At 71.7% G+C, this 19,108-nt stretch carries 17 protein-coding genes and 1 riboswitch; of the genes, 13 read left to right on the forward strand and 4 right to left on the reverse strand.

What is annotated here, in order from left to right; all coding sequences use genetic code 11:
* Positions 1–98 precede the first annotated feature (98 nt).
* The gene (locus FEF34_RS28980) at positions 99–1,352 is read left to right on the forward strand and encodes a L,D-transpeptidase (protein WP_138055783.1); all 1,254 of its coding nucleotides are present in this window, start codon (positions 99–101) and stop codon (positions 1,350–1,352) included.
* Positions 1,353–1,380: 28 nt separating this feature from the next.
* On the opposite strand, the gene FEF34_RS28985 is transcribed toward FEF34_RS28980, so the two are convergent.
* Entirely contained in the window at positions 1,381–1,779 is a 399-nt protein-coding gene (locus FEF34_RS28985) for a hypothetical protein (protein WP_138055784.1), read from the reverse strand.
* Between the two features lie 190 nt (positions 1,780–1,969).
* Between FEF34_RS28985 and ctaE the strand changes: the two genes are divergently transcribed.
* From ctaE to FEF34_RS29015, 6 genes are all read left to right on the forward strand, one after another.
* On the forward strand, positions 1,970–2,590 hold the full coding sequence (ctaE, locus tag FEF34_RS28990; RefSeq protein ID WP_093653333.1) for an aa3-type cytochrome oxidase subunit III: 621 nt from the start codon (positions 1,970–1,972) through the stop codon (positions 2,588–2,590).
* 66 nt (positions 2,591–2,656) lie between these two features.
* Positions 2,657–3,466, forward strand: coding sequence for a cytochrome bc1 complex diheme cytochrome c subunit (gene qcrC / locus FEF34_RS28995; protein ID WP_138055785.1), 810 nt, complete (start codon positions 2,657–2,659; stop codon positions 3,464–3,466).
* Positions 3,463–4,512 carry a cytochrome bc1 complex Rieske iron-sulfur subunit gene (qcrA, locus tag FEF34_RS29000; RefSeq protein WP_138055786.1) on the forward strand — a complete coding sequence of 350 codons (1,050 nt, stop codon included), beginning with the start codon at positions 3,463–3,465 and terminating at the stop codon, positions 4,510–4,512. The genes qcrC and qcrA overlap by 4 nt, the downstream gene beginning before the upstream one ends.
* Complete coding sequence (gene qcrB, locus FEF34_RS29005; protein WP_138055787.1) at positions 4,509–6,131, forward strand: cytochrome bc1 complex cytochrome b subunit; 1,623 nt, start codon at positions 4,509–4,511, stop codon at positions 6,129–6,131. The genes qcrA and qcrB overlap by 4 nt, the downstream gene beginning before the upstream one ends.
* Before the next feature lie 153 nt (positions 6,132–6,284).
* Positions 6,285–7,349, forward strand: coding sequence for an anthranilate phosphoribosyltransferase (gene trpD / locus FEF34_RS29010; protein ID WP_138055788.1), 1,065 nt, complete (start codon positions 6,285–6,287; stop codon positions 7,347–7,349).
* Positions 7,350–7,423: 74 nt separating this feature from the next.
* A riboswitch (SAM riboswitch) is annotated at positions 7,424–7,541 on the forward strand.
* Between the two features lie 226 nt (positions 7,542–7,767).
* Positions 7,768–9,285 carry an aminotransferase class V-fold PLP-dependent enzyme gene (locus tag FEF34_RS29015; RefSeq protein WP_171053135.1) on the forward strand — a complete coding sequence of 506 codons (1,518 nt, stop codon included), beginning with the start codon at positions 7,768–7,770 and terminating at the stop codon, positions 9,283–9,285.
* Between the two features lie 70 nt (positions 9,286–9,355).
* Here FEF34_RS29015 and FEF34_RS29020 read toward each other — a convergent pair whose 3' ends face one another.
* Positions 9,356–9,637, reverse strand: a complete 282-nt coding sequence (locus tag FEF34_RS29020; RefSeq protein ID WP_017949877.1) for an Lrp/AsnC family transcriptional regulator — start codon at positions 9,635–9,637, stop codon at positions 9,356–9,358.
* Complete coding sequence (locus FEF34_RS29025) at positions 9,634–10,359, reverse strand: rhomboid family intramembrane serine protease (protein WP_138055789.1); 726 nt, start codon at positions 10,357–10,359, stop codon at positions 9,634–9,636. Before FEF34_RS29025 ends, FEF34_RS29020 begins: the two co-directional genes overlap by 4 nt.
* 112 nt (positions 10,360–10,471) lie before the next feature.
* Between FEF34_RS29025 and FEF34_RS29030 the strand changes: the two genes are divergently transcribed.
* From FEF34_RS29030 to FEF34_RS29050, 5 genes are all read left to right on the forward strand, one after another.
* Positions 10,472–10,714: a hypothetical protein gene (locus tag FEF34_RS29030; RefSeq protein ID WP_138055790.1), complete on the forward strand. Its 243-nt coding sequence runs from the start codon at positions 10,472–10,474 to the stop codon at positions 10,712–10,714.
* Between the two features lie 42 nt (positions 10,715–10,756).
* Positions 10,757–12,115 carry an NYN domain-containing protein gene (locus FEF34_RS29035; RefSeq protein WP_138055791.1) on the forward strand — a complete coding sequence of 453 codons (1,359 nt, stop codon included), beginning with the start codon at positions 10,757–10,759 and terminating at the stop codon, positions 12,113–12,115.
* Between the two features lie 318 nt (positions 12,116–12,433).
* Entirely contained in the window at positions 12,434–13,462 is a 1,029-nt protein-coding gene (locus FEF34_RS29040) for a C40 family peptidase (RefSeq protein ID WP_138055792.1), read from the forward strand.
* A 198-nt stretch (positions 13,463–13,660) separates the two neighbouring features.
* Positions 13,661–14,689: a C40 family peptidase gene (locus FEF34_RS29045; RefSeq protein ID WP_138055793.1), complete on the forward strand. Its 1,029-nt coding sequence runs from the start codon at positions 13,661–13,663 to the stop codon at positions 14,687–14,689.
* Positions 14,690–14,840: 151 nt separating this feature from the next.
* Complete coding sequence (locus tag FEF34_RS29050) at positions 14,841–16,100, forward strand: gluzincin family metallopeptidase (RefSeq protein ID WP_138055794.1); 1,260 nt, start codon at positions 14,841–14,843, stop codon at positions 16,098–16,100.
* A 314-nt stretch (positions 16,101–16,414) separates the two neighbouring features.
* Here FEF34_RS29050 and FEF34_RS29055 read toward each other — a convergent pair whose 3' ends face one another.
* Positions 16,415–17,698 carry a glycosyltransferase family 87 protein gene (locus FEF34_RS29055; RefSeq protein ID WP_138055795.1) on the reverse strand — a complete coding sequence of 428 codons (1,284 nt, stop codon included), beginning with the start codon at positions 17,696–17,698 and terminating at the stop codon, positions 16,415–16,417.
* A gap of 136 nt (positions 17,699–17,834) precedes the next feature.
* On the opposite strand from FEF34_RS29055, the gene FEF34_RS29060 reads away from it, so the two are divergent.
* Positions 17,835–18,977 (forward strand): glycosyltransferase family 4 protein, encoded by a 1,143-nt coding sequence (locus FEF34_RS29060; protein ID WP_138055796.1) that lies wholly within the window; start codon positions 17,835–17,837, stop codon positions 18,975–18,977.
* The last annotated feature ends 131 nt before the right edge of the window (positions 18,978–19,108 follow it).

The raw sequence follows: 19,108 nt of genomic DNA on the forward strand, positions 1-19,108 counted from the left end.
GCAGGGGCCCGGACACTGACCCGTAAGGGTGGTGTCCGGGCCCCTCGTTTGCAGTCATCCGGCGCGCCGCCGCGGGGGGTTCTCCATAGCGTGTGCTCATGAACGTCACGCCGCGCAAGCGCACCGTAGCGAGCTGCACCGTGCTCGCCCTGGCCCTCGGGGCAGGGACGACCGCGTGCGGCGGCCAGGACAGCCACCCGTTGTCGGCGAGGCCGTACGACGCGGCGCGCCAGGTCGCCTTCAACGCGCCTCCCTCGGGCACCAAGGCAGACCCGGACAAGCCCCTGGTGGTCACCGCCAAGGGCAAGGACGGCCGGATCACGGACGTCACCGCAGTCGACACCGCCGGCCGCTATCTGGCGGGCGAACTCTCCGCGAACGGTGCGCGATGGCGCTCCACGGGCCCTCTCGCGGCCGGAACGCGCTACACCGTACGGGTCTCCACGGAGAACGGCGGCGGCGCTCCCGGCGTCCGTACACTCACTTTCGAGACCGCCTCCCCGAAACGCCTCCTGGGCGTCGAACTGGGCCCGAAGACGGGTACCTACGGGGTCGGCCAGCCCATCACCGCCGAGCTCAGCCGCCCCGTGGCCACCAAGGCGGACCGGGCCGCGGTCGAACGGTCCCTCAAGGTCACCTCGACGCCCGAGGTGGAGGGCGCGTGGCACTGGGTGGACGACAAGAAGCTGCACTACCGCCCGAAGCAGTACTGGCCCGCCGGGGCCTCCGTCGAGGTGCACAGCACCCTGGACGGCGTGAAGGTCGGCGACCGGCTGTACGGCGGCCCCACGAAGCCGCTGGAGCTGACCATCGGCGACCGCGTGGAGGCCATCACCGACGCCTCCACGCACCAGATGACGGTCAAGCGCAACGGGGAAGTGATCAAAACCATGCCGGTGACCACCGGCAAGCCGGGCTTCTCGACGCGCAACGGCGTCAAGGTCGTGCTCGGCAAGGAGTACTTCGTCCGCATGCGCGGTACCAGCATCGGCATCCCGGTCGGCAGCGCGGAGTCCTACGACCTGCCCGTGTACTACGCGACGAGGGTCACCTGGAGCGGCGAGTACGTCCACGCCGCGCCCTGGTCCGTGGGCTCCCAGGGGTACGCGAACGTCAGCCACGGCTGCACCGGCATGTCCACCGGCAACGCGGCCTGGTTCTTCAAGACCGTCCGCGAGGGCGACATCGTCAAGGTCGTCAACAGCCTGGGTGCCCGGATGGACCCGTTCGGGAACGGCTTCGGCGACTGGAACCTCGAATGGGACGAGTGGCGCTCCGGCAGCGCGCTGCTGGAGGGCACCCGGGACGGCGGCAGCGCGGCCGACGGGGCACGGCTGCGCCCCAGAGTCTGAGGCGTACCGGCGGTGGGCCCCGCGGGCGTCAGGCCGCTGCCCGTCGCCCGCGCAGCAGCCCCGCCAGGGCCTCGGCGAACTCCACCGGTTCGACGGGGAGCGTCACCGCCGCGTCCGCACGGCTCCAGGTGGCCAGCCAGGCGTCCTGCGGGCGCCCCATGAGCACCAGGACCGGCGGGCAGCGGAAGATCTCGTCCTTGATCTGGCGGCAGACGCCCATGCCGCCCGCGGGCACCGCCTCGCCGTCGAGCACGCACACGTCGATCCCGCCCTTGTCCAGCTCCTTGAGGACCGCGGGCAGGGTGGCGCACTCGATGAACTCGACCGCGGGAACGTCGGCGGCCGGGCGGCGGCCCGTGGCGAGCCGCACCTGTTCGCGGGTGCCGGCGTTGTCGCTGTACACCAGCACCGTGGCGGTCGACTGCATTGTTCCTCCGGGTTCGTCGGGGGAGAACTGGGCTGCACCGATGCGCCGGATGCTACTCCTCACAGGGCCCGAACAGCACCGCCCGTACCGGCTCAATGACTGCTTTTGATGGGCCGTTCGGGCTGGACACGACTCACTGACACACCGAACGGCACCCCCCGGAGTGAGGGCTGGATAAGCGACCGACATAATGTCGGTCGTGGCGACAGCAACGACAGTAGAAACCGGGCACGCGCACCCGTCGGTCAATCGGCCGAACCTCACCAGCGTCGGAACCATCATCTGGCTGAGTTCCGAGCTGATGTTCTTCGCGGCCCTCTTCGCGATGTACTTCACCCTGCGATCGGTGACGGGGGCCGAGTACTGGGCAGAACGGGCCTCGACCCTGAACTTCCCCTTCTCGGCGACCAACACCACGATCCTGGTGCTCTCCTCCCTCACCTGCCAGCTCGGCGTCTTCGCCGCCGAGCGCGGTGACGTGAAGAAGCTCCGCACCTGGTTCGTGATCACGTTCGTGATGGGTGCGATCTTCATCGGCGGCCAGGTGTTCGAGTACACCGAGCTGGTCAAGCACGAGGGCCTCTCGCTCTCGTCGGACCCGTACGGCTCGGTCTTCTACCTGACCACCGGCTTCCACGGACTGCACGTGACAGGCGGTCTCATCGCCTTCCTGCTCGTTCTCGGCAGGACGTACGCGGCCCGGAGGTTCACCCACGAGCAGGCAACCGCCGCCATCGTCGTGTCCTACTACTGGCACTTCGTCGATGTCGTCTGGATCGGCCTCTTCGCCACGATCTACATGATCAAGTAGCCGGGCTCCGTACCCGCACACATTCCAGAAGCATCGACGCAGAAGATCCTGACACCGGGGTAATCCGTGAAAAAGCTCTCCGCACGACGACGCCATCCGCTGGCGGCGGTCGTCGTCCTACTCCTCGCGCTGGCGGCCACTGGGGGGCTGTACGCCGCGTTCGCGCCCGCGGACACGGCGCAGGCCGATGAAACCGCCCAGTCCCTCGCCATCGAGGAGGGCAAGAAGCTCTACACCGTCGGCTGCGCCAGCTGCCACGGAACCGGCGGTCAGGGCACCTCCGACGGGCCCTCCCTGATCGGCGTGGGTTCTGCCGCCGTGGACTTCCAGGTCGGCACCGGGCGTATGCCCGCCCAGCAGCCGGGCGCCCAGGTGCCGAAGAAGCCGAACATCTACTCGCAGGCCGAGATCGACCAGCTCGCGGCGTACATCGCCTCCCTGGGCCCGGGTCCGGTCACGCCGACCGAGAAGCAGTACAACCCCGAGGGTGCGAACATCGCCCGAGGCGGTGACCTGTTCCGCACCAACTGCGCCCAGTGCCACAACTTCACGGGAGAGGGCGGTGCGCTGACGCACGGCAAGTACGCCCCGAACCTGGAGGGCGTGAGCCCGAAGCACGTCTACGAGGCCATGCAGACCGGCCCGCAGAACATGCCGTCCTTCCCCGACACGACGATGCCGGAGCAGGAGAAGCGCGACATCATCGCGTACATCCAGACGGTGAACAGCGGCGAGTCGGAGACCCCGGGCGGACTGAGCCTCGGTGGGCTCGGACCCGTCAGCGAGGGACTGTTCGCATGGGTGTTCGGTCTGGGTGCGCTGATCGCCACCGCCATCTGGGTCGCGGCCCACACCGCTAAGGCCAAGAAGTCATGAGTAGCCAAGACATTCCCGAAGAGACCCTGCCCTCCGAGCAGGAGCACGCGCACGGCGCCGTGGCGACGAAGGACCCCTTCGCCGACCCGGGCCTCCCGGCCCACCGGCCGCGTATCCAGGACATCGACGAGCGGGCGGCCAAGCGGTCCGAGCGTACGGTCGCCCTGCTGTTCACCGTGTCGATGCTCGCGACGATCGCGTTCATCGCGTCGTACGTGATCTTCCCGGTCGACAAGATCGTCTACATCTGGCCGTTCGGTCACGTCAGCGCGCTGAACTTCTCGCTGGGCGTGACGCTCGGTGTCGCCCTGTTCTGCATCGGCGCGGGCGCGGTCCACTGGGCCCGCACCCTGATGTCCGACCAGGAGCTGGTGGACGAGCGTCACCCGATCGAGGCCCCGGCGGAGGTCAAGGCCAAGGTCCTGGCCGACTTCGCCGCAGGCGCGGAGGAGTCCGGCTTCGGCCGGCGCAAGCTGATCCGCAACACCCTCTTCGGCGCGCTGGCCATGGTGCCGCTGTCCGGTGTGGTGCTGCTGCGCGACCTCGGTCCGCTGCCGGAGGACAAGCTCCGCCACACGCTGTGGGCCAAGGGCAAGCAGCTCATCAACATGAACACGCACGAGCCGCTGCGTCCCGAGGACGTGGCCGTGGGTTCGCTGACCTTCGCCATGCCCGAGGGTCTGACCGAGCACGACCACAGCTTCCAGACCGAGATCGCCAAGGCCGCCCTGATGATCGTCCGGATCCAGCCGGAGGACATCAAGGACAAGCGCGAGCTCGAGTGGTCCCACGAGGGCATCGTCGCGTTCTCGAAGATCTGCACCCACGTCGGCTGCCCGATCTCCCTGTACGAGCAGCAGACGCACCACGTGCTCTGCCCGTGCCACCAGTCCACTTTCGACCTCTCCGACGGCGCCCGCGTCATCTTCGGCCCGGCCGGTCACGCCCTTCCGCAGCTGCGGATCGGTGTGAATGACGAAGGCTTCCTCCAAGCGCTCGGCGACTTCGACGAGCCCGTCGGTCCTGCTTTCTGGGAGCGCGGATGAGCACTGCAACTGACAAGAGGAAGGCTCCGGCCGGCGAGCGCGTCGCCGACTGGGCCGACGGCCGGCTGGGGATCTACTCCCTCGCCAAGGCCAACATGCGCAAGATCTTCCCGGACCACTGGTCCTTCATGCTGGGTGAGGTCGCGCTCTACAGCTTCATCATCATCATCCTCACGGGTGTGTACCTGACGCTGTTCTTCCACCCGTCGATGAACGAGGTGGAGTACCACGGCAGTTACGTCCCGATGCAGGGCGTGCTGATGTCGGAGGCCTACGCCTCGACCCTGGACATCAGCTTCGACGTCCGCGGCGGTCTGCTGATCCGGCAGATCCACCACTGGGCGGCGCTGATCTTCCTCGCGGCCATGATGGTCCACATGATGCGCGTCTTTTTCACGGGCGCCTTCCGTAAGCCGCGCGAGATCAACTGGCTGTTCGGCTTCCTGCTGTTCGTCCTGGGCATGTTCACCGGTTTCACCGGTTACTCGCTCCCGGACGACCTGCTCTCGGGCACCGGTGTCCGCTTCATGCAGGGCGCCATCCTGTCCGTGCCGATCGTCGGTACGTACCTGTCGATGTTCCTGTTCGGCGGGGAGTTCCCCGGCGGCGACATCGTGGCCCGGTTCTACTCGATCCACATCCTGCTGCTGCCGGGCATCATGCTCGGCCTGCTGGTGGCGCACCTGATCCTGGTCTTCTACCACAAGCACACACAGTTCGCGGGTCCCGGCCGGACGAACAACAACGTGGTCGGCATGCCGCTGCTGCCGATCTACATGGCCAAGGCCGGCGGCTTCTTCTTCCTGGTCTTCGGCGTCATCTCGGTCATCTCGGCGATCGCCACGATCAACCCGATCTGGGCGCTCGGCCCGTACCGGCCGGACCTGGTGTCCACGGGCGCCCAGCCCGACTGGTACATGGGCTTCTCCGAGGGCCTGATCCGCGTGATGCCCGGCTGGGAGATCAACCTCTGGGGCCACACCCTGGTCCTGGGCGTCTTCATCCCGCTGGTGATCTTCCCGCTGGTGCTGGCGTCCATCGCGGTCTACCCGTTCATCGAGTCCTGGGTCACCGGGGACAAGCGCGAGCACCACATCCTGGACCGCCCGCGCAACGCCCCGACCCGTACCGCCTTCGGTGTGGCGTGGCTGACCTGGTACTTCGTGCTGCTGATCGGTGGTGGAAACGACCTCTGGGCGACCCACTTCCATCTGTCGATCAACTCGATCACCTGGTTCGTCCGGATCTTCTTCTTCGCCGGACCGGTCCTGGCCTTCGTCATCACCAAGCGGATCTGCATGGGTCTGCAGCGGCGCGACAAGGACAAGGTGTTGCACGGACGCGAGTCCGGCATCATCAAGCGCCTGCCGCACGGTGAGTTCGTCGAGGTCCACGAGCCGCTGACGCAGGAGGCCCTGCACACGCTCACCGCGCACCAGCAGTACACGCCGGCCGAGATCGGCCCGACGGTCGACGAGAACGGCGTGGAGCGGAAGGTCTCGCGTACCGAGAAGCTCCGGGCGCGGCTCAGCAAGGCGTACTACGGCAAGGACAACCAGGTCGCGAAGCCGACCGTCGAGGAGTACAAGGAGATCACCAGCGGCCACGGCCACCACTGATCCCCTTCCCTGATCGCAGCGATCGCCACGGCCGGGTGACCACCCGGCGACCGCCAGGCGGAGAGCCCCGTCCATCCGATGGACGGGGCTCTCCGCCGTCCCGGGGGTCGATAGGGTGGGGGCATTCCCATCCGGACGGACCCAGGAGCGACCATGAGCGCTGTGACCCCCGCAGGTGGATCCACCGCGGCGGGCCTTTCCTGGCCCGAGGTGCTGGACTCCCTGCTGTACGGCCGTGACCAGAGCGCGGAGGCGACCGCCTGGGCCATGGACCGCATCCTGCGGGGCGAGGCGACCGACGCGCAGATCGCGGGCTTCGCCGTGGCTCTGCGGGCCAAGGGCGAGACCGTCGAGGAGATCTCCGGGCTCGTGCGGACGATGTACGAGCACGCCCGGACGATCGAGGTGCCCGGTGACACGGTCGACATCGTGGGCACGGGCGGCGACGGCGCCAAGACCGTCAACATCTCCACCATGTCCGCGATCGTCGTGGCCGGCACCGGCGCGAAGGTGGTCAAGCACGGCAACCGGGCCGCGTCGAGCGCGAGCGGCGCCTCGGACGTCCTGGAGAAACTCGGCGTCAATCTGGAGCTGACGCCGGAGCGGGTCGCCGCGGTCGCCGAGGAGGCGGGGATCACCTTCTGCTTCGCGGTGAAGTTCCACCCGGCGCTGCGGCACGTCGCAGCGGCCCGCAGGGAGCTCGGAATCCGTACGACTTTCAACTTCCTGGGTCCGCTGACCAACCCCGCTCGGGTGAGGGCCCAGGCCACCGGCGTCGCGGACGCCCGGATGGCCCCGATCATGGCCGGTGTGCTGGCCGCGCGGGGCTCCAGCGCGCTGGTCTTCCGCGGTGACGACGGCCTGGACGAGCTCACGACGACCGCGACCTCGCGGGTGTGGGCGGTCCGGGACGGTGCCGTGCACGAGGAGGCCTTCGACCCCCGTGACGTGGGCATCGAGCTGGTCCCGGTGGAGGCGCTGCGCGGTGCGGACGCCTCGTACAACGCGGATGTCGCCCGCCGGCTGCTCGCCGGGGAGACCGGGCCCGTGCGGGACGCGGTCCTGCTGAACTCGGCCGCGGCGCTGGTCGCGCTCGGCAGGGACGAGGGCGATCTCGTGGACCGGCTCAGGGCCGGGATGGCGCGGGCCGCGGAGTCCATCGACTCGGGGGCGGCGAAGCAGGCGCTGGACCGCTGGGTGGCGGCGAGCAACGCGTGACGTGACGCGGGGCGCGGTCCGGATGGCGGACTGCGCCTTGCACACGGTGGGGCGTATGGCAGGATGCTTCCCAAGGTCATGAGTGACAGCGACTACGGCCCCGGCCCGCTGTCCGGCAACCCTCCGTCCGTGGCGGGGTGCCCCGGGTGAAGACCAGGCCGTGGGCAGCGAGGTCCACGGCAAGCGCGGACCCCGCGGACATCGGTGAATGTCGCAGCCCTGGGGTCCTGGTCCTCGAGGGAGCTGTCTCGTGAGCAAGCGAATGCGTTAGGGCCCTCCGGCCCCTTTCCCCCTCCGTACGCGCCTGTTGTGCCGTGCGTCGAGGCAACACCCGTACGCGGAGCGGCCGTTGCCGGCCGTCGTGCCGCGGTGCGGGTCCTTCACGCCCATTCGCCCTTACCTGCCGGGAGATACCGCCATGTCCGTGCGCCCGCACACCGTCGAGACCGCCACCCCTGCCGCCGCGTCCGCCACCCCTGCCGCTGCGTCCGCCGCCCCGTCACCGGACGGCCCGACCGGAGCCGTCGCGGCCGTCGTCCGAACCGCCGCCGGCGACCAGGATCCCTGCTGTGGCGCCCCGCTGCCGGTGCTCGGCCGGGACGTCACCGTGCCGCTCGTGACCGCCGGCGAAGTCACCTACGCCGCACTCGACTACGCGGCCAGCGCCCCGGCCCTGCAACGTGTGTGGGACGACGTCGCCGCGTACGCCCCCTACTACGGCAGCGTCCACCGCGGAGCCGGGTACCTCTCGCAGCTGTCCACCGACCTGTTCGAGAACAGCCGGGCCACCGTCCACGAGTTCCTGGACTGCCGCGACGGCGACCAGGTCGTGTTCACCCGGTCGACGACCGACTCGCTGAACCTGCTGGCCGGCGCGCTCCCCGCCGGCTGCGAGGTCTTCGTCTTCGAGACCGAGCACCACGCCGCCCTGCTGCCGTGGGCGAGCGCCCGTGTGACGTACCTGAACGCCCCGCGCACCCCGGGCGAGGCCGTCCGGACGCTGGAGTCGGCGCTCGCCCGCCGCGACCCCTACGGCCCCGCCCTGGTCTGTGTGACCGGTGCGTCCAACGTGACCGGCGAGCTGTGGCCCGTACGGGAACTGGCCGCCGCGGCGCACGCCCACGGCGCGCGCATCGTCCTGGACGCCGCCCAGCTCGCCCCGCACCACCGCGTCTCCGTGCGGGACCTGGACGTCGACTGGGTCGCCTTCTCCGGGCACAAGCTGTACGCGCCCTTCGGCTCCGGCGTCCTCGCCGGGCGCGCGGACTGGCTGCAGGAGGCCGAGCCGTACCTCGCGGGCGGCGGCGCCTCGCGGAAGGTCTCGCGCCGCACCGACGGCGGCGTGGACGTCGAGTGGCACACCACCGCGGCCCGCCACGAGGCCGGTTCGCCGAACGTCATCGGCGCCTACGCGATCGCGTCCGCCTGCAGGGCTCTCACGGAGGCCGGCTTCGACGCCCTCGTCGAGCGCGAACGGCACCTGATCGCGAAGGTCCGTGCGGGTCTCGCCGAGGTGCCCGAGGTCCGGGTGCTGTCGCTGTTCGGCGACGACTCCCCCCGGGTCGGCGTCATCTCCTTCGTGGTGGAGGGCTGGAACAGCTCGCACTTCGCGGCCGCGCTGTCCGCCGAGTACGGCATCGGCGTGCGCGACGGACTGTTCTGCGCCCACCCGCTGGTCCGTACGCTGCTCGGCGGTGACCCGCGGGAGGCCGGCGAGTGCGGTGCCCCGGAGGACGGGCCGGGCGAGCGAAGCGAGGCGGGGGTCCACCCGGCCGAAGGTCGGGGGAGGTCGCTGAACGCGATCCGGGTCAGCTTCGGGGCCGGTACGCCGGACGAGCACGTGGAGCGGTTCGTTGGGGCGGTCACGGAACTGGTGCGCCACGGTGCGAAGTGGAACTACCGCACCGAGGACGGGCGTTGCGTTCCCGCCGTGTGAGCGGTGCGGGCCGAGTGAGCCGCGCGAGCGTTCCCGCCGTGTGAGCGGTGCGAACGCGCCCGACGCGGCACTACGCGTCGAGCCCGATCGCGAACGCTGCCTCCAGGTCGTGCTGGGAGTACGTACGGAACGCGACATGGGTGTCGGTGGCCTCGACGCCGGGGATCTTGCTGATCCGCCCCGGGATCACATCGGCCAGGTCGTCGTGCTTGGCGACCCTGACCATGGCGATCAGGTCGTAGGTGCCGGTGACCGAGAAGACCTCGCTGACGCTGTCCAGGGAGGCGATCGACTCGGCGATCTCGGGAATGCGGTCCACACTGGTCTTGATGAGCACGATCGCGGTGATCACGGCTGTCCTTCTCCCTCGGTGGCCGCTGCTGGGGGTTTCACTCTAGCGGCCCGCCGGAATCGGCCCCACGCGTAGAGGAACCCGATGCCGAACCCCACCAGATGTGCCAGATACGCCACCCCGGGACCCGTGGACGAGCTCTGCGCCTCCGCAAGCCACTGCAGCACGAACCAGAAGATCAGCACGATCCACGCGGGAAAGCGCAGCGGCAGGAAGAACAGGAAGGGATAGAGGCTTGTCACCCGCGTCCTCGGGAAGAGGCAGAGAAAGGCGCCCAGCACGCCCGAGATGGCTCCGGACGCCCCGACGAGCGTGTGGTCCGACTCGGCGTTGGCCGCCGCGTAAGCGAGGAGCGCCAGATAGCCGCAGCCCAGGTAGAAGAGCGCGAACTCCGCGTGTCCCAGGCGCTCCTCGACCATGGCGCCGAAGACGTGGAGGAAGAGCATGTTGCCCAGCAGATGGAGCCAGCTGCCGTGTACGAAGAGCGCGGTCAGCGGGGTGAGCAGGGCCCTCGGGGAACCCTGCAGCAGTTCGCTCGGGATCACGCCCCAGCGTTCGAAGTGGACGGCCTGGGCGGTGAGCAGGGTGTCCCCGGTGCCGTACGACGGGTTGAGCCCGGAGACCGGACCGACGACGAACAGGAGGCAGCACATGCCGATCGCTCCGTAGGTCACCACCGGGCCGGTCGTCACGCCCCGTACCGCCGTCCACCGATCGATCATGCCCAGAGCATGGCGTACCGGGACCGATGCGGGCAGACCGCCTCGCCGTGTCACGGCGACCCGTGAGGTCGTAGGGTGACGGGCAGTACGCACGAGGAGACGAGGACGGCCGATGACGACGGTACCCATGCCGACGGAGACCACCCGTTGGCGCTGCACCCTGTGCGGCAATCTCACCCGTTTCGACGTGACCCGGTCCTCCAAGGTCGTCGAGTACGTCCATCTGGATCTGGCGGGGGAGCCCAAGGTGGAGGAGCGCGATGTGGTGAGTGAGACCATCGAGTCGGTCCGCTGCCGCTGGTGCAACGCCGTGGACCAGATCGAACTGGTGGACAGGCCGGGCAGCGGCTCCTGACGGAGCCGTGCGACCCGCGGGAAGACAGTGGGGTGACGGATCGTGGAGCAGCCCGAGAGCGGCGCCGGGCCGGCCGGTGCCGGCGACGCCGCCGAGGCGCTCGACCGCCCGCTGCCGGAAGGCGTGCGGCGACGGGTCGTCGCACTGGTCTCGGACGCCTTCGGCGGACTGACCGTCACCGAACTCCCCGCCCAGTTGAGGCAGTACGCCCGGTTCACCCCGACCCGCCGGGCGAAGTACGCGGGCAACGCCATGGCCGCGGCTCTGGAGGGCGACCCCGTCTTCCGGCAGCGCATCGGTGAACGGCTCCGCGACTCCCAGCCCGAGCTCGCCTCCGCGCTGGAGTCCGGGACGCCTCCCGCGGCCGCCGACCCCGTCGACGTGGCGGCCGCCGCCTATGTGCTGCGGCCGGCCGGCTGGGGCAAGCTGGTGGCCGCCGCCGGCGAGGAGGCCCAGCGGGTCGACGCCGAGCGCGCGGACGACGAGAGCAGGCGCGAGCTGCAGCGGCTCCGCGAGGAGCTGGACCGGCTGAAGGCCCAGCACAAGGCCGAGACCGAGCGGCTGCGCACCGAGCTGGACGCGGCCCGCAAGGAGTCGGACGCGCTGCACCGCAAGCTGCGCAGCGCCCAGAGCGACGTCAAGCGCGCCGAGGCGGCCGTGCGCCGCGGCAACGCGGAGCACGAGGGCGCCAGGGCCGAGGCGCACGCGCAGGTCTCGGCGGCCGAGAGCGAGGCGCGCCGGCTCAAGGCCAGGCTCGCCGAGGCGGAGGCCGCGGTCGAGGCGAGCCGCAGGGCCGCCCGCGAGGGCCGGTCGATCGAGGACATGCGGGTGCGGCTGCTGCTGGACACCGTGCTGGACGCGGCTTCGGGGCTGCGCCGCGAACTGGCCCTGCCACCCGCCTCCGTGCATCCGGCCGACACCGTCGACGCCGTGGAGCCCGGCCGGATGACCCCCAAGGACATCGCGGCGCGCGCACTGTCCGAGACCGACCCGGCGCTGCTGGACCAGTTGCTGGCGCTGCCCCAGGTCCATCTGCTCGTGGACGGGTACAACGTCACGAAGACCGGCTATCCGACGATGCCGCTGGAGAAGCAGCGGCTGCGGCTGCTGGGCGGACTCGCGATGCTGGCCGCGCAGACCGGCGCCGAGATCACCTGCGTCTTCGACGGCGCCGAACTCGCCGCGCCGGTGCTGCTGGCGCCCCCGCGCGGGGTGCGGGTGCTGTTCTCCAAGCCCGGTGTGACCGCGGACGAGCTGATCCGTCAGCTGGTCCGGGCCGAGCCGCCGGGCCGGCCCGTGGTCGTGGTCTCCACGGACCGCGAGGTCGCCGACGGGGTGGCGAAGGCCGGGGCGAGGCCGGTCGCGTCCGCGATGCTGCTGAAGCGGCTTTCGCGCGTCTAGTGCGACTCGTAACTCCTGGGCTTAATGCCCGATTTAGCGGAACGTACCGTCAAGTCGCCGCTACTGCCCGTGGGGTGTGTGTAAAGAATGCGCCCCGTGGGCCAGATTTTTCTCATGAGGATTTGAAGTGATCACAGGAAGGTCACTAGGGTCAGGCCTCGAACCTTCGCGCGGTTGATCGTCCATCCGGGATGACAGCGAAGGAACCGCCGATTTCGCGCAGTTCGCCCCTTTTTCGTGGGGGGTCGAGTGTGCGCGGAGCCGGGGATCCCCCCCCACGGCCCGGCAGGCGGCTCGAGGAAGAAGGAGCTCGCCTTCGTGGCGTCCCACCGTCGTCCCAAGCAGCCGAGCCGCGCCCGTGTGACCGTGCTCACCGCGACCGCCGCCGCGGCCGTCGCCCTCACCTCGCAGGCCGCCCAGGCCGCTCCGGCCAAGCCGAGCAAGGGCGAGGTCAAGGCCAAGGTCGACGCCCTCTACCACGAGGCGGAGAAGGCCACCGAGGACCACAGCCTGGCCAAGGAGCAGCAGACCAAGCTCCAGAAGGAGATCGACGCGATCCAGGACCGCGTCGCCCGTGGGCAGGACGAGCTCAACACCATGCGGGACAAGCTGGGTTCGGTGGCCAGCGCCCAGTACCGCTCCGGCGGCATAGACCCGTCCGTCCAGCTCTTCCTCTCCGGTGACCCGGACACGTACCTGGACAAGGCGTCCGCGATGGACCAGCTCGGCGCCAAGCAGGCGACCGCGCTCGAGGACATCCAGTCGAAGCAGCGCGACCTCGCCCAGCAGCGCGCCGAGGCCACCCGCAAGCTCGGTGACCTCGAGGACGTCCGCAAGACGCTCGGCGAGAAGAAGGCCAAGATCCAGGGCAAGCTCTCCGAGGCCCAGAAGCTCCTCAACACCCTGACCGCCGCCGAGCGGGCGAAGATGCAGGAGGAAGAGGAGCGCGCCAGCCGTGCCGCGGGTGAGCGCGTGAACCTCGGCAACGAGGTGCCGGCCTCCCAGCGCGGCGCCGCCGCGCTGAACGCCGCCGCCACCCAGCTGGGCAAGCCGTACGTCTCCGGTGCCGAGGGCCCCAACTCCTACGACTGCTCCGGGCTGACCCAGTGGGCGTACCGCCAGGCCGGCGTGAGCCTCACCCGGACCACCTACACCCAGCAGAACGACGGTGTGAAGATCGGCCGCAGCCAGCTCAAGCCGGGCGACCTGGTCTTCTTCAACAGCCTTTCGCACGTGGGTCTGTACGCGGGCAACAACCAGATCCTGCACGCCCCGAAGCCCGGCACCGTCGTCCGCTACGAGTCCATGGACTACATGGGCACCTTCCAGTTCGGCGTCCGGATCTGACACCCCGCCAACCGGCGCCCGATCGGGCGAATTGCGGTATGCGCCGCTGACCGTGCGCCCCGCCGGTGACCTGTGGTCTCCCGCGGGGCGTCACTGTATGTACTCGATGCGGCTTTTGGCCGTCCCCTTCCCCGGCCGTTACTGTCTGCCGCGCAGCAGCCGCTCAGGCTGCGTCCAGCGGAAGGGAGTACGGCTCCTGTGGCGTCCCATCGCCGACCCTCAGCGCCCGGTTTCGACCGGGGTGCCCGGGTCACCCTCCTTTCAGCCGCGGCGGCGACCGCCGCGGCCGCGCTCGGTACCGCACCGGCCGAAGCCGACCCGACCGGCGGCCCCGCCGCCACCCGCGCCCAGGTCGACCGGCTGTACGAGCAGGCCGAGAAGGCGACGGAGCAGTACAACAAGGCGGGCGAGCACGCCGACGAACTGCGCGCCCGGGTGGCCCGGTCCCAGGACCGGGCCGCCCGCGGCCAGGAGGCCGTCAACCGGATGCGGGAGGCGCTCGGTTCCGTGGCCGGGGCCCAGTACCGCTCCGGCGGGGTGGACCCGGCGCTCGCCCTGCTGCTCTCCGGCGATCCCGACACGTACCTCGACCGGGCGGCGGTGCTGGACCGGCTCGGCGACCGGGAGGCGACCGTGCTGAGCGACCTCCGGCGGGCCCAGCGGGGGCTCGGCCAGGAGCGTTCCGAAGCCGCCCGGACACTGGCCGAACTGGAGCGCACCAGGACCGCCCTGGCCCGCCACAAGCGGGTCGTCGAGGCCAAGCTCGCCTCGGCCGAGCGGCTGCTGGCCTCGCTGCCGGCCCCTGAGCGGGCTGCCTACGACCGGGCGTCGCGCTCCGGCCGCGGCGTCCCCGACCTGTCGGGCGGGGCGGGCCCCTCGTCCGCGCGTGCGGGCGCGGCGGTGGCGGCCGCGCAGAGCGCCGTCGGCAGACCGTACGTCTGGGGTGCCAACGGACCGAACGGCTTCGACTGCTCCGGCCTCACCCAGTGGTCCTACGCCCAGGCCGGCGTCGGGCTGCCCCGCACCTCCCAGGCGCAGCGGTACGCGGGACGGCAGGTCCCGCTGTCCCAGGCGAGGCCCGGTGACCTGGTCACGTACCGCTCCGACGCCAGTCACGTGGCCATGTACGTCGGCAACGGGCAGGTCGTCCACGCGCCCTACCCCGGGGCGGCGGTGCGCTACGACCCGGTGGGGATGATGCCGATCGCCTCGGTGACCCGGCCCTGAGCGGGGCAGGTCCCGCCCGACCGGTCCGGGGCAGGGCGGGTCCTGCCGGGAAACGGGGCTTCCCGGGCCCGCTCCCCGACCGGCCGCGGCCCCTCCCCGGACCGTCCGGGACCGGGCCGGCCCGGTCCACGGTTCGCCTACGATCGGCAGGGTGGCCGATCAGGGGTTCTTCGGGCGGACGGCGGGACGGCGGCGCGGGGCGGCGCTCGTCCTGACCGGGCTCCTCCTGGCCGGGTCCCTGCTGACGGGCGGCTGCGCCGACGCACCGCGGCCTGACACCATCGGGCACGACGTCCAGCGCACGCTCGACGCCCGCGCCGCCGCGGTGCTCCGCCACGACGAGGCGGGCTATCTGGCGGCCCTCGACCCCTCCGCCCGGCAGCTGAAGGCGGCGGCGCGCGCGGAGTTCGCGAACCTCGCCGAGGTGCCGCTGAGCTCCTGGGAGTACCGGCTCACCGGCGTACGGCGCTCCGGCGTCCGGGCCACGGCCGACATCGAGCTGCGCTACCGGCTCGACGGGTACGACCCCTCGCCGGTGACCGCCGAGCGCCGCCTGGAACTGGCGGAGCGGAACGGCCGCTGGTACGTCACCGCCGACCGCCCCGGCCGCGGCGGCGGACAGCAGCTGTGGGAGCAGGGCGACATCGAGGCGGTGCGCGGCACCCACAGTCTGGTCCTCGGCGTCGGTCAGGAGCCGGCGCGGCTCCGGCGGATCGCGTCGGACGCCGACCGGTCCGTCCCCGCGGTCTCGGCCGCGTGGGGAGGGGCCTGGGCGGGGCGGGTGGTGGTCGTGGTGCCCGCCTCGCTGGACGCCATGGGACGTCTGCTGGGCGCGCCCGCCGCGCAGTACCGGGGCATCGCGGCGGTCACCACGGGCAGCGCGACCGCCCCCGACAGGGGCGGCGGCCCGGCGCCCGCGGACCGGGTCACCGTCAACCCCGAGGCGTACGAAGTGCTCGGCGATCTCGGCCGACGCGTCGTCCTCACCCATGAGACCGCGCACGTGGCCACCCGTGCGCACACCTCGGCCGCCACCCCGCTCTGGCTTTCCGAGGGCTTCGCCGACTGGGCCGCCTACCGCGGCACCGGCCGCGACCCCCGTCAGGCGGCACCGGAACTGCGCCGCGCGGTCCTCCGCGGCGATCTCCCCGCGGCCCTTCCCACCGACGCCGACTTCCGCTTCGGCGGTGACGCCCGGGCGCTGGGCCGCGCCTACGAGGGCGGCCGGCTGGCCTGCGAGCTGATCGCCGACCGCTGGGGCGAAGAGCGGCTGCGCGCGTTCTACCGGACGGTGGGTGCCTCCGGGGCGCGCGACGGGGCGGTGGAGTCGGCGCTCGACGAGGTGCTGGGCACGAGCCCTGAACGCTTCACGGCGGACTGGCGGGAGTACCTGGGCGAGCGGCTGGAGTGAGGCGTGCGGTGGGCGGCCGGGGCGATGGGGCGTCCCTGGCGGGACGGTCCCGGCAGGGGCGTCCGGAACCTGGCGCGGCGGAGCGGGAGGCGGCCCGGCAGGGCGTCCGGCGCGCAGCTCTCCGAAGTCCGGTCCCGCCCTCGCCGAGCGGTGCGGGTTCGCCGTGACCGGGTCGTGCGGGTTCGCCTTCGTCGGTGCGTGTCGCTCGGGCCCCGCAGGGGTGTGTGGGTTCGCCCTGGCCGGGTCGTGCGGCTCCGCCTCCGTCCGGGCGTGTCGCCCCGCCGAGGCGTGCCCGCACCGCGTCACGCACCGCGTCAGGAGCCGACCGGGGCCCTGTCGCGGTCGGACCGGGCCGGAAGCGCCCGCCGGCCCCTGCGTCGTCGCGGGACGACCGTGCTCGTCCAGAGGCGGCGGCACGCCAGCAGCGCGGCCGCGACCAGGAGGCCGTTGCGGGCCGCGAGGACCGCGATCCCCTCGGGGTCGCTCGCGACCACCTTGTCGAACCAGACGGGGAACTCCAGGAAGGTGAGCCCCGTCGCCACCAGCACCAGCAGGCTCGGCAGGGCCATCCGGCCCGACCGGAAGGCGAGGCAGACCGCGGCCAGCCCGAGCAGCCAGACCAGGTACTGGGGGCTGATCACGCGGCTCGTGGTCGTGAAGAGGAGCACGGCCGTGAACGCCGCTTCCGCGGGCGTCGCGGCGGAGAACTCCGACGCCCGCAGCCGCCACAGCGCCAGCCAGCCGAAAGCCGCTGCCGTGAGACCCAGCGCCACGCCGCTGACCAGGGGGACGTACGGGCCGAGGAACTCGACCGAACCGTAGTTCAGCAGGACCTGCCCCTCCCAGCCGAAATGCCGTGCCACGTGGAAGACGAGCGCGCCCAGCGACTCGACCTCGGTGCCCCGGTCCCGCTGGAAGCCCAGGAACGCCAGGGCCCCGGGCATCGACACGGTGAGGACCAGCAGCAGGGTCGCCGCCGTGACCGTCGCGGCGACCCAGGCCCGTCTCTGCCGCAGCCCGGCCAGCAGCAGCACCGGCCACACCTTCAGCATCGCCCCGAACCCGGCCAGCGCCCCGGCGATCCCGGGCCGGCGGGCGGCGGCCAAGAGCGCGGCGACCGCGACCGCGGTCACCATCAGGTCGTAGCGGGCGTACGCCGTCGGACCCAGCAGCGGCACCCCCGCGATCCAGAACCACATCCCCCTCGTCGATCTGCCGGGCCGCCGCCCCGCGTAGTGCAGCAGCCCCAGGACCACCGCGTCGCAGACCAGGGCCAGCACGAAGAAGGCGCGGACGTAGTCCAGGAACGGCAGCATGCCGGGGGACAGGATCGCCAGGGCGGCCGCGGGCGGGTACTGCCAGGTGACGTCGTCCAGCGGATACGTGCCGGTCCTCAGCACCTCGTACCAGCCCCGGTAGATCACCGCGACGTCGCTGGTCACGTCGGGACCCCGGACGGGGAGGACCTTCAGCACCCAGAGCAGCAGCAGCGCCCTGGTGAGGGCGAAGGCCGCGACGGCCGCGGTCACGGAGAACCCGGACGCGGAGGGTCTCGCCGCGGCGCCGCCCGCCGCGGCGGAACGCCCTGTGCCTTTCATGATCACCCCGTGCCGCTCGATCGGTCCCGTGCCCTGTGCACCGTCCCCGCCGCCGTGCCGGGCCCGGCTGTCATGATGCCGGTCACGCCGGTCCGCCCGCGATGGGACGCGGCCGCCGTTGGTACTGTCGGCGGCGATGGACAAGACCCTCGTCGTGACCAACGACTTCCCGCCGCGCCCCGGTGGCATCCAGGCGTTCCTCCACAACATGGCGCTGCGCCTGGACCCCGAACATATCGTCGTCTACGCCTCCACCTGGAAGCACGGTCGACAAGGGGCGGAGGCGACGGCCGCGTTCGACGCCGAGCAGCCGTTCACGGTCGTCCGCGACCGGACGACGATGCTGCTGCCCACCCCGCGCGTCACCCGGCGCGCGGTGGGGCTGCTGCGGGAGCACGGGTGCACGTCGGTGTGGTTCGGGGCCGCCGCCCCGCTCGGGCTGATGGCTCCCGCGCTGCGGCGCGCGGGTGCGCGGCGTCTCGTCGCGACGGCGCACGGCCACGAGGCTGGGTGGGCCCAGCTGCCCGGATCCCGGCGACTGCTGCGCCGGATCGGCGAGGGCACGGACACGATCACCTACCTCGGCGAGTACACGCGCTCGCGGATCGCCGCCGCGCTGACGCCCGAGGCGGCCGGGCGGATGGTGCAACTGCCGCCGGGCGTCGACGAGAAGACCTTCCATCCGGGCTCGGGTGGCGAGGCGGTGCGCGAACGGCTCGGGCTCACCGACCGCCCGGTGGTCGTCTGCGTCTCCCGGCTGGTGCCCCGCAAGGGCCAGGACACCCTGATCCGGGCCATGCCCGCGATCCTCGCGAAGGTGCCGGACGCGGTGCTGCTGGTCGTCGGCGGCGGGCCCTACGAGAAGGACCTGCGGAGGCTCGCCGGGACCACCGGCGTGGCGGCCTCCGTCCGCTTCACCGGGGCGGTCCCGTGGGAGGAACTGCCCGCGCACTACGGCGCCGGCGACGTGTTCGCGATGCCGTGCCGCACCCGCCGCGGCGGGCTGGACGTCGAGGGCCTCGGCATCGTCTACCTGGAGGCGTCGGCGACGGGCCTCCCGGTCGTCGCCGGCGACTCCGGCGGCGCGCCGGACGCGGTGCTCGACGGCGAGACGGGCTGGGTCGTGCGCGGCGGCTCCCCGGAGGAGTCCGCGGACCGCGTCGTCACCCTGCTCCAGGACCCCGACCTGCGCCGCCGCATGGGCGAGCGGGGTCGCGACTGGGTCGAGGAACGCTGGCGCTGGGACCTCCTGGCGGACCGGCTCCGGGAGCTGCTGTAAGCCGGGCGACGCCGGCGACCCGGGCGGCATCGTCCGGACGACCGGGCGGACGTCCCCCGAGCCCGTGACCTTCCTCGCAGTGTCCGGTTCGGGCTCGTGGCCTCCGCGGCCCGGTATGACTCCTTGCCCCT

The organism is Streptomyces marianii (genome assembly GCF_005795905.1).
In the GTDB taxonomy this organism is placed as follows: domain Bacteria; phylum Actinomycetota; class Actinomycetes; order Streptomycetales; family Streptomycetaceae; genus Streptomyces; species Streptomyces marianii.

Coding starts and splice junctions, on each gene's coding strand:
- FEF34_RS28980 (WP_138055783.1), top strand. CDS start 99: ATGAACGTCACGCCGCGCAAGCGCACCGTAGCGAGCTGCACCGTGCTC.
- FEF34_RS28985 (WP_138055784.1), bottom strand. CDS start 1,779: ATGCAGTCGACCGCCACGGTGCTGGTGTACAGCGACAACGCCGGCACC.
- ctaE (WP_093653333.1), top strand. CDS start 1,970: ATGTCGGTCGTGGCGACAGCAACGACAGTAGAAACCGGGCACGCGCAC.
- qcrA (WP_138055786.1), top strand. CDS start 3,463: ATGAGTAGCCAAGACATTCCCGAAGAGACCCTGCCCTCCGAGCAGGAG.
- qcrB (WP_138055787.1), top strand. CDS start 4,509: ATGAGCACTGCAACTGACAAGAGGAAGGCTCCGGCCGGCGAGCGCGTC.
- trpD (WP_138055788.1), top strand. CDS start 6,285: ATGAGCGCTGTGACCCCCGCAGGTGGATCCACCGCGGCGGGCCTTTCC.
- FEF34_RS29015 (WP_171053135.1), top strand. CDS start 7,768: ATGTCCGTGCGCCCGCACACCGTCGAGACCGCCACCCCTGCCGCCGCG.
- FEF34_RS29025 (WP_138055789.1), bottom strand. CDS start 10,359: ATGATCGATCGGTGGACGGCGGTACGGGGCGTGACGACCGGCCCGGTG.
- FEF34_RS29030 (WP_138055790.1), top strand. CDS start 10,472: ATGACGACGGTACCCATGCCGACGGAGACCACCCGTTGGCGCTGCACC.
- FEF34_RS29055 (WP_138055795.1), bottom strand. CDS start 17,698: ATGAAAGGCACAGGGCGTTCCGCCGCGGCGGGCGGCGCCGCGGCGAGA.
- FEF34_RS29060 (WP_138055796.1), top strand. CDS start 17,835: ATGGACAAGACCCTCGTCGTGACCAACGACTTCCCGCCGCGCCCCGGT.